Origin of the sequence: uncultured Mucilaginibacter sp., assembly GCF_937859865.1 — a bacterium.
In the GTDB taxonomy this organism is placed as follows: domain Bacteria; phylum Bacteroidota; class Bacteroidia; order Sphingobacteriales; family Sphingobacteriaceae; genus Mucilaginibacter_A.
The window spans coordinates 1-15,057 of the sequence record NZ_CALMAT010000136.1 but is presented as its reverse complement, the minus strand read 5'-3'; the positions used below and the strand labels follow the sequence as shown (position 1 = coordinate 15,057).

Annotated in this window: 12 protein-coding genes; 5 read left to right on the top strand and 7 right to left on the bottom strand. The window is 39.0% G+C overall.

Translation table 11 applies throughout. The annotated features are described in order from the left end of the window. On the bottom strand, window positions 1-876 hold an 876-nt coding region (locus Q0192_RS14915; protein ID WP_299290518.1), incomplete at its 3' end, for a DUF5686 family protein. A gap of 318 nt (window positions 877-1,194) precedes the next feature. Between Q0192_RS14915 and pheS the strand changes: the two genes are divergently transcribed. The 3 genes from pheS to Q0192_RS14900 are packed head-to-tail and all read left to right on the top strand — an operon-like array spanning window position 1,195 to window position 3,243. Continuing rightward, window positions 1,195-2,247 (top strand): phenylalanine--tRNA ligase subunit alpha, encoded by a 1,053-nt coding sequence (pheS, locus tag Q0192_RS14910; protein ID WP_299290516.1) that lies wholly within the window; start codon window positions 1,195-1,197, stop codon window positions 2,245-2,247. After that, complete coding sequence (locus Q0192_RS14905) at window positions 2,244-2,663, top strand: hypothetical protein (RefSeq protein WP_299290514.1); 420 nt, start codon at window positions 2,244-2,246, stop codon at window positions 2,661-2,663. The genes pheS and Q0192_RS14905 overlap by 4 nt, the downstream gene beginning before the upstream one ends. Window position 2,664: 1 nt before the next feature. Further along, window positions 2,665-3,243 (top strand): TetR/AcrR family transcriptional regulator, encoded by a 579-nt coding sequence (locus Q0192_RS14900; protein WP_299290512.1) that lies wholly within the window; start codon window positions 2,665-2,667, stop codon window positions 3,241-3,243. Between the two features lie 223 nt (window positions 3,244-3,466). Here Q0192_RS14900 and Q0192_RS14895 read toward each other — a convergent pair whose 3' ends face one another. The 4 genes from Q0192_RS14895 to Q0192_RS14880 form a co-directional block, all read right to left on the bottom strand. Then, window positions 3,467-4,438 (bottom strand): ROK family protein, encoded by a 972-nt coding sequence (locus Q0192_RS14895; protein ID WP_299290510.1) that lies wholly within the window; start codon window positions 4,436-4,438, stop codon window positions 3,467-3,469. Between the two features lie 210 nt (window positions 4,439-4,648). After that, window positions 4,649-6,022 carry a sugar porter family MFS transporter gene (locus Q0192_RS14890; RefSeq protein WP_299290508.1) on the bottom strand — a complete coding sequence of 458 codons (1,374 nt, stop codon included), beginning with the start codon at window positions 6,020-6,022 and terminating at the stop codon, window positions 4,649-4,651. Between the two features lie 176 nt (window positions 6,023-6,198). Then, complete coding sequence (locus Q0192_RS14885; RefSeq protein WP_299290505.1) at window positions 6,199-7,914, bottom strand: RagB/SusD family nutrient uptake outer membrane protein; 1,716 nt, start codon at window positions 7,912-7,914, stop codon at window positions 6,199-6,201. 17 nt (window positions 7,915-7,931) lie between these two features. After that, on the bottom strand, window positions 7,932-10,307 hold the full coding sequence (locus tag Q0192_RS14880; RefSeq protein ID WP_299290503.1) for a SusC/RagA family TonB-linked outer membrane protein: 2,376 nt from the start codon (window positions 10,305-10,307) through the stop codon (window positions 7,932-7,934). Window positions 10,308-10,327: 20 nt separating this feature from the next. Between Q0192_RS14880 and Q0192_RS14875 the strand changes: the two genes are divergently transcribed. Continuing rightward, on the top strand, window positions 10,328-11,221 hold the full coding sequence (locus Q0192_RS14875; RefSeq protein ID WP_299290501.1) for an IS982 family transposase: 894 nt from the start codon (window positions 10,328-10,330) through the stop codon (window positions 11,219-11,221). Here the strand turns inward: Q0192_RS14875 and Q0192_RS14870 are convergent. Together Q0192_RS14870 and Q0192_RS14865 are read right to left on the bottom strand one after the other, a co-directional pair. Next, the gene (locus Q0192_RS14870) at window positions 11,203-12,048 is read right to left on the bottom strand and encodes a TonB-dependent receptor plug domain-containing protein (RefSeq protein WP_299290499.1); all 846 of its coding nucleotides are present in this window, start codon (window positions 12,046-12,048) and stop codon (window positions 11,203-11,205) included. The two genes, Q0192_RS14875 and Q0192_RS14870, sit on opposite strands and share 19 nt — an antisense overlap. 158 nt (window positions 12,049-12,206) lie before the next feature. Beyond that, the gene (locus Q0192_RS14865; protein ID WP_299290497.1) at window positions 12,207-13,220 is read right to left on the bottom strand and encodes a substrate-binding domain-containing protein; all 1,014 of its coding nucleotides are present in this window, start codon (window positions 13,218-13,220) and stop codon (window positions 12,207-12,209) included. A 521-nt stretch (window positions 13,221-13,741) separates the two neighbouring features. Between Q0192_RS14865 and rlmD the strand changes: the two genes are divergently transcribed. Then, on the top strand, window positions 13,742-15,057 hold a 1,316-nt coding region (gene rlmD / locus Q0192_RS14860), incomplete at its 3' end, for a 23S rRNA (uracil(1939)-C(5))-methyltransferase RlmD (protein WP_299290495.1).

Genomic DNA, 15,057 nt, shown 5'->3' with positions numbered 1-15,057 from the left:
CAAATCCAAACTGTGCAAACGCCAGGCGCCATCCACCACATAAATATAGCCGGCAAAAGTGGGGAAACTTTTACGTTTGGGGATAACCTGCAGTTTATGGATCAGCAAACCGTTTTCGTTAAAACTGCCCACCAATTTGTACTTGTAAAAAGCCAGTGCATTTTGGGCGATGGGCGAAACAAACGAACGGTTGCTCAAGGCGTCCCAATGCAGCAGGTTGTTGTAAAAATCGGTTTTGATATCCAGGGCGCGGTTAAAATTGAAGCCGGGATGGTCGCCGGCCATTCGGGAAGCCTCCAAAACTTCTTTCACCTTTCGCCTTCCGGCATAATTAAACTGCGAACTTGCTTCGGCCTGATAAATGATGCTGCTGCCTTTTTTGCTTAAACTCAATACTTTGATTACACTATCGTTGAGGTAACGCTTTGGCCCCGAAACCAGCTTTTGCACGCCTTTTAAATAAACCTTGCACGTGTAATTGTCCACTTGTTTTTTGTAGAAACGGCGCTTGCCGATCACTTTTCGGATAATGGCATAAGCCGGGTCTTCCCCGTTGGCCGATGCTTCTTTTACCACTAAATTTTCTGTCTCCAGCCGGATGTCCAAAACGGTGTCCCGCTTTAAATCAAGCGTTATGGCGGTTTGCTTTTGCCCAACCAGGCTGAAAATAAGTTTGTACGAACCTGAATTTAGTTTGAAGCTGTAAAAGCCACGTTCGTTGGCCAGCATGCTTAAAGTGGTGTGTTCTGCAAAAACGGCGGCAAAAGGCAAACGTTTACCTGCGGCATTTGTAACTGTACCGCTTACTTTATGCTGCTGGGCGGCAGCAAACAAAGGGAACAGCAAGACAAAAACCAACAGTAAAAATTTCTGCATGAAACACAAAAACAATTTAGAGACAACAGATTAAAAAAAGATTAATTGCTTTTGAACTTTAACCGCCAACAATCAAAAATATTACACAACAAATATACTGGTTAAATAACCTTTTTGTATAAAACACAATTTAAGCGGATAATTATGTTTTTTATACGGTAAAAGAAGCATGCCGAACGGATTATTTAGGTAGATAAAACAACATCGCCGATAGTCAAATTTTGAATTAAAGCTGCCGGATTGATTTAAACATCGGCAAATAACTTTTTAACCCTTATTTTTGCACGTTAAAAAGCCGGATTTTTTCGTTTCAAGCTTATGTTAGAACAAATTACAGATTATACAACGGAGGTCAACAATTTCAATCCTGCCAATGCTGCCGAACTGGAAGCTTTCCGTATCCGTTTCCTCGGCACAAAAGGTTTGATCAAAGACCTTTTCGACCAGTTTAAAACCGTTGGCGCCGAAGAAAAACGCACAATGGGCAAAGGCCTGAACGAGTTTAAGCAACTGGCCGAAGCCAAATACCAAAGCCTAAAAGAAGCTTTGGAAACGCAGCCTGAAAAAACGGTTTCCAAAGAGGATTTGACTTTGCCGGGCGAAGGTTTCGAAATCGGTTCGCGCCATCCGCTTTCTTTGGTCCGAAATGAAATCATTGATATTTTTAAACGTTTGGGTTTTATCGTAGCCGAAGGGCCGGAAATTGAAGACGACTGGCACAATTTCTCCGCCTTAAACTTCCCGCAGGAACATCCGGCGCGCGACATGCAGGATACTTTTTTTATCAGCAAAAAAAGCCCGGCTGATTCTGGTGAGGCAGCCGGCGATATTGCTTTACGCACGCACACTTCTTCGGTACAAGTCAGGATGATGGAAGCCGGAAAACCGCCTTTCCGCGCCATTATGCCGGGCCGCGTTTACCGCAACGAGGCCATTTCGGCACGGGCACACTGCTTTTTTCATCAGGTGGAAGGATTGTATGTGGATGAAAACGTTTCTTTTGCCGACCTCAAACAAACACTTTATCATTTTGTGCAGGAATTGTACGGGCAAGGCACTAAACTGCGCTTCCGTCCCTCCTACTTTCCGTTCACAGAACCTTCGGCCGAAATGGATATTTCCTGCACCATTTGCCACGGTTCGGGTTGCCAGATGTGCAAGTACACCGGCTGGGTAGAGATTTTGGGCTGCGGCATGGTTGACCCGAACGTGCTGGAAAACTGCGGCATTGATTCAACAAAATACACCGGTTTTGCGTTTGGAATGGGTATCGAACGCATCACCAATTTAAAATATGTTATCCGAGATTTGCGTTTGTTTTCCGAAAACGATGTCCGCTTCTTAAAACAGTTTCAAACCGAAATCAGTTGAGCCGAAAAATTCCAGTATTGCTTCTTTTATGCCTGTTTTTTCTCTCCTGCGGAAAAACAAATGTTGGTGCCATCCCGAATGTTCCGGTCAATTTCAGTGCGCCGCTTTCTGACCCGCGGATCAGCAGGCTGACTGCGGCCGGTGGTGCCGTTACCATTGATGGTTATGGCGTTGCCGGATTAGTAATTTACCATCGCCCGGACGATATTTATGTAGCTTACGACCGTTGCAGCAGTTATCAGCCCGAAAACCATTGCGCGGTAACTCTGGACAGCCCAACTTTCACCGCAACCGACCCTTGCAGCGGTTCCAAGTTTTCGCTTTCGGATGGCTTGCCGGTAAAAGCACCGGCAACGCGTTATTTAAGAGCTTACAGTGTGAATATCAGTCAGAACCAAATTTTTGTGAGCAACTGAAATGGAAACTGACAAAACAACCGAATGCATTAAACAGGCCGCCCGCGAGTTGTACCGCAAGTTTGGTTACCATAAAACCAGCGTGAACGAAATTGCCAAAAAAGCCAAAATTGCCAAAGCCACCATTTACAAATATTTCGACAGCAAAGAAGCCATTTTACAGGTTTTGCTGATGGATTATATCCGGACAAGTGTGGACGATTTGATCCAAAACAGCGCGATGGACAAGGACGAGGAAAAACATTTGACCAACCTCATCATGAAAACCAGCCGCCTTTCGTACACCATTTGCAACGAATTTATTGGTTGGGATTTTATCCGCGAATCGGCCAATGCACAGGATTTCCTCAAAAAGCTTTCCAACGAACTGGAAGAACTGCTGTACAAATCCTTCACAGGCGTAAGCGAACTGCATATCAACGATACTTTCCCGGCCAGGCTGCGTTTCCTCATCAAATCCAGCAAAAGCATTGTGTTTAGCTTTGCTTTTACTTCGGTGAGTGATTCGGATGTGCGGAAGAATTTTGTGAGCTTTCAGAAAGAGATTTTGCCGTATTTGGTTAAGGCGGCGTTGAAGTAGGAAGCTTCTTTTACCGGGTAAAAATCTTAGAGCTTGTTTAAAATTTGTTCAATATATTTTCAATGCTTCTTTTATCCCCTAAAAATCATTGGTTTATTATACTTTTTGTATCGGCCAAGCATTTAAAAACAGAATTTATAGGCATAAAAGAAGCATTGGAAACTCTTATGATAGAAATTTAAACAGGCCCTAAATCATGAAAACATAAAACAGGTTTCCGAACCTACTTCCCGCTACTAATCAAGGCCAAAGAAAGTGCGGCAATGTCTCCGATGTTTTCGGTTAAACCAGCAGGAACAATCCGGCAAGCCTGATACGAACTTTCATAAGCTTCCCTTTGGATAACTTTCATCATAATTGGCTCCAACAAATGTATGGCCCTGCCATAAATACTTCCCAAAATAATTAATTCCGGGTTTAGGATATCAATAAACAGTGCCAGTGCTTTTCCTAAATATTCTGCACAAATATGATAAACGTCTATGGCGGTTTCATCACCATTTACGGCGGCATCTGCTACGGATTTAGCGGTTATGTTTTTTAAATCTTCCAGGCTTTCGCAAAAAGAAACTTTCAAACCCATTTGCAGTTTTTCGCGGGCTTTAATTTGTGCAAGCTGAGCAATTCCGCCGCCACTGCAATAGCCCTCAAAAGATCCGGCTTTTCCAAACCCTACCGGCCCGATATCAGACAACCTGATATGCCCAACTTCTCCTGCCAGATCTGAAATCCCGGAATATAGTTTTCCATCTAAAATTAATCCAGCACCCATACCCGTCCCAAAAGTTAAAAAAATCAGGCTGTTGTACCCTTGTCCCGCGCCATATTTCCACTCTGCAACTGCACAGGCATTTGCATCATTTTGAAGGAGGACTTTTCTTTTAAACCGCTTTTCTGCCATTTCAACAATGGGGATATTGTCCCAGCCGGGCAAGTTGGGCGGTGATAATATTAATCCTTTTTTACTGCTAAGCGGGCCGCCGCAACTGATTCCGATTCCTTCAACTTGTTCTACTGCAATCTGGTGTTTGTGCAGCAAATCCTCGGCGGTTACAAAAAGAAGTTCAATCATTTCGTAAACCGGCAAATTTGTTGATAAGACTTGCTTAACCCTTATCTCTATCTTTTTTTCCTGAGTAAGACTACCAATTACGACAGCACACTTTGTGCCTCCAATATCAAAACCTAATAGCATTTCTTTAATTTTCTGTTAACGGACTAATTTTAATTGATTTGAAATTTACTTTTTTATGCTTTGCATAAAACCACAAATAGTTGCCTTTTTGTATTCCCCATCATTTTAATGCTTCTTTTATCAACCTAAATTATACACACCAATTTTTGTATGCTAAAAGAAGCATAACGAATTTTTCTCCTATTTGTTAAACAGATTTTTATTGGGCGGTTAAATGTCTTTAGGGCTATCGCCAGCACGCCAATGGTTTTCTATTTCTTCCAGTGATTTTCCTTTTGTTTCCGGGATGTAGTAATAGCCCCAAAACAAGCCAATTATACAAACTAATGCGTAAGCCCAAAAAGTATAATCAATACCTAAAGAGTTTACCAGTTTTAAAAATGTAAATGCGATGATTGCGTTAAAACCCCAATGAGAAAGAGAGCCGATGCTCATTCCAACACCTCGTACGTTTAGCGGAAATACCTCGGAAATTAAAAGCCAGCCTAATGGGGCAAGGCTTATAGCGATAAAGATAATATAGCAAACGATGCTTAGTATAGCAAAAACAGGAAGGCTGGAACCTAAGGCTTCTTTGAAATGAAAACAGGCGCCCAATAATGCCAGAGAAGGTATCATGCCACAAAGACCAACAAAATATAATTTTCTTCTGCCAACTTTGTCCAGCAGGAATACCGATAATAAACAAGCCATTACATTGACTGAGCCTATGATGATTGCCGGGATAATTGTTGCCGTATTGCTTACAATGCCTGCAATTTTAAAAATAATAGGCGAATAATAAATAATGGTGTTTACACCCGAAAACTGTTGAAAGAAGAATATACCAACCGTGATAATTAAAGGAGCACGAAGCCAAGGTTTCAAAATTTCTGTAAACGAAGCCGTATTTTGAGAAGATAAAGCAATTTCATTCTTCATCTCAGCCAGTGTTTGCTCGATCATATCTGCATCCTCTAATTTTGTCAATATCCTTTTTCCTTCATCCCATCGGTTTTTACTGATTAACCATCGCGGTGTTTCAGGCAGAAAAAACATTCCCACTAAAAGAATGGCAGCAGGTACAAACCCTACTAAAAACATCCACCGCCATGATGCATTATTATTATCATTAGATAGCAAATAATCAGTAATATAAGATAATAGTATTCCGATGGTAATCATCAGCTGGTTAAGCGTTACCAATGCGCCCCTAACCCGCGCAGGTGATATTTCTGAGATGTACATGGGCACTACATAGGATGTAATACCAATTGCAATACCAATAATTATCCGCATGACAATCAACACAGAAATATTTGGTGCGTAAGAACAGCCAATCGCACCGATTATAAAAATGACAGCATTGATGATAATCATTTTTTTACGGCCGATAATATCAGATAATTTGCCGCTGCTGATAGCCCCAATAATTGCGCCTATCAGTACTGTTGTGGTAATCCACTCAATACTGGCATCACTAAGATGCCAGTATTGTTTTAGAAAGGGAAGTGCCCCAGAGATCACCCCTGTATCAAATCCAAATAGTAGCCCGCCTGTAGCTGCAATTGTTGCAATTAACAAGACGTTGGGTTTTAATTTCATGTTTTTTTATTTTAGTTTAAGCTTGTTTAAATTTTTGTCAGTTAATTTTCAATGCTTCTTTTATCGCCTAAAAAACAGTAAAGCTTAATTTGTTTTGTGAAGGTACGGTGCAACCACCAATTTTATAGTGCTAAAAGAAGCATCAGGATATTTTATAAATAAAATTTAAGCAGGCTCTAAAAACCTGGGTTCTGCTTATATAGCCCTTTGCTGTAATTGATTTGGTTAAGCGGTATCGGTAAATATTCATCACGCCCTTTGGTAAATTTTGCTGTTGACAGATAAGGCCGTTTGATTGATTCGGAGGCGAAATAGCTGTTTAAGTAAGTATCAGCTATGCCCCATCGAACCAAGTCAAAAAAACGGTTGCCTTCCATTGCAAACTCCATACGCCGCTCAGTTCTTAATGCTTGCCTTGCATATGCTTGTGTCCATGTACAATTTACACCAGGTTGGTATATGTTTACTTTATAATTGGAAGTAAAAGACCCATCTGTCTGCTTAAGCTTTGATGTACTGTTAGCTGCTCTTTGCCTCACCATATTAATTATTGGGAGTGCCTCTAAAGGCCTGTTTAATTCGATCAATGCTTCTGCCTTCCACAGCAATACATCTGCATATCGGATCAATTCCCAGTTTTTTGAACTCGACATAAACGGCGGAATTTTCTGAAAAGAAGGGTCATCTGCGGCAACTACGTCTTTTAAGCTTGAATAAAAACCGTAAATAGCCGGTGCGCGCGCCCAGGAATTTTGATAAACAAAATATGGTTCATATTTAAATGGGTGGCCAGGAATTGCAACCGTATGGTCCAGTCGGGGATCAAAGGTCTGACTTAAAAAATCATTTACTTGGGTTGCATCTTTGCTATTATAACCTGTAAACATAGGCAGGCCATTATTATCTGTTTTAAAAGAATTCACTAAATCCTGACTTGGAATATGCTGCCAGCAACATCCGTAAGCAGGATTCATCGGATAAGAAAGGGAATGCCCCATATCAATCCGGCCAAACTGCGTCCCGTCGTTTTTTGAATATTGGATGGCAAAAACAGATTCCGGGCCATTTTCATTGGCAGTTAAGAAATTCTGCCCAAAATCATTTGCTAATGCATATTGACCGGAATTAATCACACTGTCACATAAAGTAACAACTTGATTTAATTTAGATTGATCAATACCTATAACGTTATACTTATTATCCTGTGTATAAGCTTGGTAAAGTAGCGTTTTAGCAAGGTAAGCCAAAGCTGTATATTTGTTTGGGCGTCCTTTATCCGTTTGAGTGGTAGGCAAAGCATTGGCGGCAAACCTAAAATCGTTGGCAACTTTAGTCCAGAGTTGATCGCTGGTGTAGGCTACATTGGAAATAGTATCATAAGAAGTTGTAGGTACATTTTCATCAATATAAGGAACCCTATTCCATAGTATTTTTAGCATGAAATAATAGTTGCCACGTAAAAAGCGCATTTCTCCCTGTCTTGCTGTTTTTAGTGGATAATTAGCCTGACTAATATTATCAATTCTCAGCAATGCATTATTGGCCCTGGCTAAATTGTTATAAAGCTGGGCCCACATTTGATCTGTCAAGGAGTTTGTGTTTTGATTGGTAACAAAAGTTTCATAATCGTTCCATTCACTATTATCACCAACCCCGTCGCCGCCTTTGTAAGCATCACCGCTTCGCATACTGCCCCAGGGCCAGAGGCTATTTGAAGTATGTAAGTTTTCGTTGCCTAAAGAAGAATAAGCAGCAATAACCATTTTGTCAATATTGGTTGGTGTATTTAGCTGATCACTTGCAATAACTCCTTGTGGTTGTTCGTCAAGTGCCTTTTTGCAGGAAACTACTGTTGCCAGTAAACATGTTATTAATAATATATACTTTTTCATTTTTTGTAGTATTGAATTTAAAATGACAGGTCTAAACCAATTGATGTGATGGCAGGTATCGGATAAGCGCCATTTGGATTTTCAGGATCTGTGGCTGTATAAGATTTACTTTTTATGGCAAACAGGTTATTTCCCTGTAAATAAACCCTTGCATTTTGAATCTTAATTGCTCTTAGTGCGTTCTTTAAATTATATCCAATTTGCAGGTTTCTTAATTTCAAATACGATCCGTTTTCCAGGTAGTAGGTTGATGTTCTACCTTCATTATTCCTATCAACTAAAGTCAGGGCTGGAATAGTTGAATTTGCATTGGTAGGAGACCAAGCATCTAAAACCCTGGTGCCCCAGTTTGTTCCTGGCCAAATTGAAGAAAAGTCTGTATAGTTCTTATACATGTTATAAACTTGACTTCCTTGTACTCCCTGAAAAAATAGGGCCAAATCAAAATTTTTGTATGATAAATTAAAGTTTAAGCCGTAAGTGAAATTTGGATTACCGTTACTAATGTATGTTTGATCATTGGCATCAATTTTTCCATCACCGTTTAAGTCTTTATACCTTATCCTTCCCAGTCCTTTTCCAGGTTGTGCAGCGGAATTATCTACTTGCGCCTGGGAAGTAAAAAGCCCATCAGCAACATATCCATATACAGAATTTATAGAATGGCCTAAAATGGTTTGGGTAGTACCATTACCGGCATAAGCCGTTAAAACATTTGAGGGAAGATAAGTTACCTTGTTTCTGAAAGTAGCAATATTACCGCTAACTGTAAAATTAAAGTCTTTTGCAATTTTACCGTCGTAGGTTAACAGTGCTTCAATGCCTTTATTCTGCATTGACCCTCCGTTATAAGTCTGAGCACCTCCTTCGCCGATTACCGCTAAATAACCAGGGGTAATTAATATTCCAGTTGTGTTCTTGACAAAATAATCAACCGAGCCAGTAATTTTTTGGTCAAACAAACCAAAGTCTAATCCAAAGTTTGATTCCTTAGTTGATTCCCACTTTAAGGAATTATTTCCCTGCTGGATTTTCACAAACCCGGAAGGCAAAGTCCCTGAGCCAGATCCGGTAATATCATAGGCTGTCCCACGATCTGCAGTAAATGTAGGATCGGTACCATAAATAGCCGAATACAAAGTGTATGTAGCATAATTACCAATTGTTTGATTACCCGCTTGCCCGTATGTTTGATTACCCGTTTGCCCATACCCATAACGCAATTTTAAGTCAGAAATAAAAAGAAGTTTTTTTATAAATTCTTCCTGACTTAATCTCCACCCTAATGAAGCTGCCGGAAAGGTTCCATATTTGTTATTTTCACCAAACCTGGATGACCCATCTCTTCTTAATGTTACAGAAGCAATGTACTTATCATCAAAAGTATAATTCGCTTTTCCAAAAAATGACAGTAGAGAATAGGCACTGCCATTACCACCATTAAGTATGTTAGAAGAACCGGCATCTAAATAAGCATAATTTATATTTTCAATTGCATATCCCTGTCTGCTGCCATAAAAGTTTTGATTCAAGTAGTGGATTGATTCCTGGCCTGCTAAGAAATTCAATTTACTTTTACCTAAGTTTAAATCATAAGTCAAAGTATTTTGCCAAATTAAATTACCATCAAAATTTTGAGAATTTGCTGTTAGGTTCGAAGGATCTGATAAAAATCCTGATACGTATGATTTTCTTAATGTCCTTTCGTACAAACCGTCATAATCAATTCCAAAAGTTGTTTTAAGATGTAAGCCGGGCACTACGTTAAGATCTGCAAAAGCATTACCTGTTATCCTTCCAAAGTAACTTTGGTTTTGTTTGTTGTCTTCAATCAGGCGGGCAGGATTTTGTCTATCGGTCATACCCGCTGCAGGTCCACCCCAACCTCCTGTTGTGGTGTATACGGGCACTATTGGGTTTTGTACTAATGCTCCAAAGAGTACATCTCCTACTGGTATCAGTTTATCATTAATGTATGTAGTATTGAAGTTTTCCCCTACTTTTAATATACCCTTAAAAAAACTGTAATCAGTATTAAGCCTTATGGTTGCTTTATTGGTGTGGGTTTCTTTGACAATCCCTTTATTGTCGTAATAACCTACAGAGAAAAAGCTATTACCCCTTTCTCCGCCATTACTAAAAGCAACATTATAGTTTTGTACTAATGATGTTTCACCTATTTCATCAAACCAGTTTGTGTTGGCCGGTTTCATTGTTTGGGCAGCATCAATATAATTTGGAAGTATAACGCTGTTAAGAACAGGGTTAGTGAAACTTTTATTCCAGTCAAACTTGTATATCTGATTGTTATTAACCTGAGTTCGGTTAATAATTTGCAATAAAAGTTTGTCAACCAGGGGAAATGTAAGTATATTTAAGTATCTGACATTCAAATATTTAAATACATTTCCTTATGATTGACTTCAATAAAATTAGCGATATTTTTTGTCTTGTAGACGAGTTCTGCAAAGATTTTGACAAAACCACCCGGTACTTTATTTTAGGCAAGCCCTCCAAACGGCCTTCAATAATGTCAAAGAGCGAGGTCATTTCTATCTGTCTGCTTTTTCATTTGAGTGGGTTTAGGTGCTTCAAGCACTTTTATATGTTTTATGTCCAGCGGCATATGCAGGCTGAATTTCCCAAAACAGTGTCCTACAACCGTTTTGTCGAACTTAGCCAAAGCGTGCTCATGCCAATGGCCATCTTTTTGAAAACCTGCTGTTTGGGCACCTGTTCAGGCATTTCGTTCGTTGATTCCACGCCCATCAGGGCTTGCCACAACAAACGTATCAAAAGAAACAAAGTGTTTAAAGGCATAGCAGAAGTAGGCAAATCTACAATGGGCTGGTTTTATGGATTTAAACTTCACATCGTGATCAATGACAAGGGTGAAATCCTGAACTTTGCCATTACACAAGCAAATGTGGACGACAGGGAACCGCTTAAAAGCGAGGGGTTTTTAAAAGCAGTGTTTGGAAAATTGTTTGCAGATAAAGGGTACATCTCGGAAAAACTAACCAAAATACTGTTTGTTGGTGATATCCATTTGATAACCAGCATCCGTAACAACATGAAGAACAGCTTAATGACGATGAACGACAAAATCATGCTCCGTAAAAGGTCAGTCATAGAAACTGTTAACGATGAACTAAAAAACATCTGCCAGATCGAACATTCCAGGCACAGGTCTTTTACCAATTTCACCTCAAACCTCGTTGCCGGATTGATTGCCTATTCCTTCCTACCCAAAAAACCTTCTATCAATTATCAAAATATCTATTCTAATCAAATTATGGCCTTTTGATTAATCGAACTCAGGTTATTAGGATCTGTACCGTCATTAACGGAAGCACGCCAATAAGCTTCACCTTTTTGCTGGGTGTTTAACATTGATAACTTTGAATTATAATATTGCAATGATGATGAAGCATTGACGTCTATACGGCTTACACCCTTTCTTCCTTTTTTAGTCGTAACTATAATTACCCCGTTTGCAGCTCTTGAACCATATATCGTAGCAGAGGATGCATCTTTTAATACTTGTAACGATTCAATGTCCGCCTGATTGATCTCCTCAAGGCCTCTGGTTGTTGGTACGCCGTCAATTACATATAAAGGGTCATTATTATTAAGTGTGCCAATACCCCGAATCCTGACTGTAGCTCCGCCTTCCGGTGATCCATTAGTAGTGATATACACACCTGGCACCCGCCCCTGAAGTGCTTTAGTTGCATTACCTTGAGGTATATCCTTAATGTCAGCCATTTTGACAACTGAAACTGCACCGGTAAGATCTGCTTTTCTCTGTGATTGATAGCCAGTAACAACAACTTCATTTAAATTATTCGTATTATATTCTAAGGCTATAGATATTGGCCCAGTCGTATTTTTAACAGTGTAAGTAAAGGTTTGCATACCCACATAAGAAAAAATGATCTGTGTATTTAAACCGGCCGCTATACTGAATTTCCCATCTTTATCAGTAGTAGCTGTTCCCTGGTTAGATTTAACAGTAACACCTGTTAAAGGTGTACCCAAATCTTTATTGGTGACCGTACCGGTCACAGTTTTTTGTTGAGCGTGGAGCATCAAACAAAAAAGCATTAAGATAGATGTTAAAATTGTTTTCATAAAAAATATAGGTTATCGTTTGGTTTTAAAAATTCGGGTTACAAAACTTAGGGAGGACTTTTGTTTAATCGTTTAAAGTCAAGATGTATATTGCTTAACATAATTGTATAAATAAGCATGATTATTTCTTTAAACGTTTAAAGTAATAGGGGAAAAAATTATTCTTTACACGATTTACCAATTACAAATTCAGTTTCTATATAAGTTTGGTTGATGATTTTGTTATGATTAATCAAATCAATCAAAGTATTTACCGCCAATCGTCCCATTTTTTCAAAAGGTTGCCTGGCATGTGTAATAGGGCAATGAAACAATTCAAAGGCTTCGGCCTCGTCAAAACTAAAAACCGAGAGATGTTCAGGCACTTTCAGTTTTAGTGCATTAATATGCTTTAACCCATAAATTGCCAAACGATCTGTTGCAAAAAATACTGCATCACAATTATTTTCTTTAGAAATGATTTGGTTAATCGCTTTTTGCATCTCTGATTTATAATTGATAGCCTTTATCCGCGGCATCCAACTCTCCGAAAACTCTAAACCATATTCTTTTAGGGCTGTTAAATAACCCCTGTTGCGTTCTAATAAATTAAAAAGGGTTGTTTGATAATTAATAAAGGCGATACGTTTATGACCAGTCTTAATTAAATATTTTGTCGAATCATAAGCTGCTTTAAAATTATCAAGTGCAACACTGTTACACAATATATTAGAAAAATTTCTGTCGATTAAAACAAATGGAATTTCTGATTTTTGAAGATTAAGAATTGAATTTTCTGATTTTTCTACCGGTACAAGGATTAATCCGTCAACCTGCCTGTTAACCAATACATTAATCAATTCATTAAACTTTTCGCTATTTTCATTAGAACTACCAAGAATCACATTAAAATTTTTCTTTTTAGCTTCTGCTTCAATAGCCCTGGTTATTCCTGAACTGTACTTATAATTAATATCTGCAACGATTAACCCAATAGTGTGGGTTTTTTGGGTTTTAAGGCTTTTAGCAATTTGATTTGGACGGTAATTAAGTTCTATTGCTGCTAATTTTATCTTTTCAGCAATTTCCTTTCCAACCTGTTTTTCTTCAGCTTGTCCGTTTAAAACATAAGAAACCAATGCGGTTGAAACACCAACATGCTGGGCGATATCTTTAAGAATTACCTTTTTCAACTTATAATTGGTTTAACTAATACGAGAAAGAGAAAACAAATGTATTACTTTAAACGATTAAAGGAAATAATTTTTAAATTATTTTTAAAAGCCTTTTTAAATTTTTTAGGGTTAATTTATAATACTTCTTTTACCACCAAAAAAGTAACAACCGTTACTGCTTTTTATTTTTTGCAACAACAGGATTTATTAGCATAAAAGAAGCATTCTTATTTCCCTTTTAAAATTTAAATAAGCTCCTGTTTATAATCCTATTTTCCACAAATCTTTCATTTACGCAAAAAGTTAAAAACTGGCATCGAAAAATAAAGTTGGAATACCAAAAGATGAGCAAAACAAAATTTGTGCTGATTTAAATAAAGGGTACGAGCTGGGCGACAAAAAGCAAATGATATTGGATGCAATCGAAAAGTATTGCAAGTAAAATCTTTTGACGCTAATTCTCGATACTTCTTTTACCACCTAAAAATCTTCCCGCCTTCCATTTCCTAAAACTAAAAATTGCCCTAAATTTGCGGCTCATGAGAAGAACATCACCGCGCGAAAAAACCATTGTAGAAAACGTAGCCATTTTTGATATTGCCGAAGAAGGAAAAGGTGTTGGCCGCGCCGGCGAATTGGTGGTTTTTGTAGAAAAAGCGGTGCCGGGAGATGTGGCTGATATCGAAATTTTCCGCAAAAAGAAAAACTTCGGCGAAGCTAAAATTACTACCCTAAAAACAGCATCCGATTTACGTACCGAACCTTTTTGCCAGCATTTTGGCGATTGCGGCGGCTGCAAATGGCAGCACATGACGTACGAAGCGCAGTTGCATTACAAGCAAAAAGCTGTAACCGATGCTTTAGAACGTATCGCGAAAATTGATGTGAGCAATGTAATGCCGATCTTGCCCTCGCCGGAAACACGTTATTACCGCAACAAATTAGAGTTTACTTTTTCGGATAGAAGATGGCTCACCAACGGCGAAATCAGCAGCGGCGAAACTTTTGCTACAGATGCTTTGGGTTTCCATGTTCCGTTGTATTTCGACCGGATTTTGGATATTCAGAAATGCCATTTGCAAACTGATCCTTGTAACGAAATCAGGAACAGTGTACGGGATTTTGCCATTAAAAACAGCATCAGTTTTTACAATTTGCGGAACCACGAAGGTGCGTTGCGAAACTTAATTGTCCGCAGTTCTTCCACCGAAGAATTAATGGTGATTGTGGTTTTTGCTTACGCAGAAGAAGATGAAAGGAACAACTTGCTGGAGTTTATCAAAAATTCATTTCCACAAATCACTTCGCTTTTGTACATCATCAACCAAAAGAAAAACGATACGATTTTTGACCAAGAAGTGATTACGTACCACGGTCGCGATTTTATTTACGAGGAAATGCGCACCGATTTTACCGGCATAAAAACAGTACGTTTCCAAATCGGGCCAAAATCTTTTTATCAAACCAACTCGCACCAGGTCACGCGTTTGTATGAAGTTGCGCGTGATTTTGCCGGTTTTAAAGGCGATGAATTGGTTTACGATTTATACACCGGTGCCGGAACCATTGCCAATTTTATCGCCGGAAAAGTGAAACAAGTTATCGGGATTGAATATGTGGAAAGTGCCATTGAAGATGCAAAAGTAAATTCAAACATTAACAATATTACCAATACTGTTTTTTTTGCAGGCGATATGAAGGCTGTTTTGGATGCTTCTTTTATGGCACAAAATGGCAAACCGGATGTGATCATCACCGATCCGCCGCGCGCCGGAATGCACCCGGACGTGGTAAACCGTTTGATGGAAATTGCAGCCGAAAAAATAGTTTACGTAAGCTGCAACGTGGCCACACA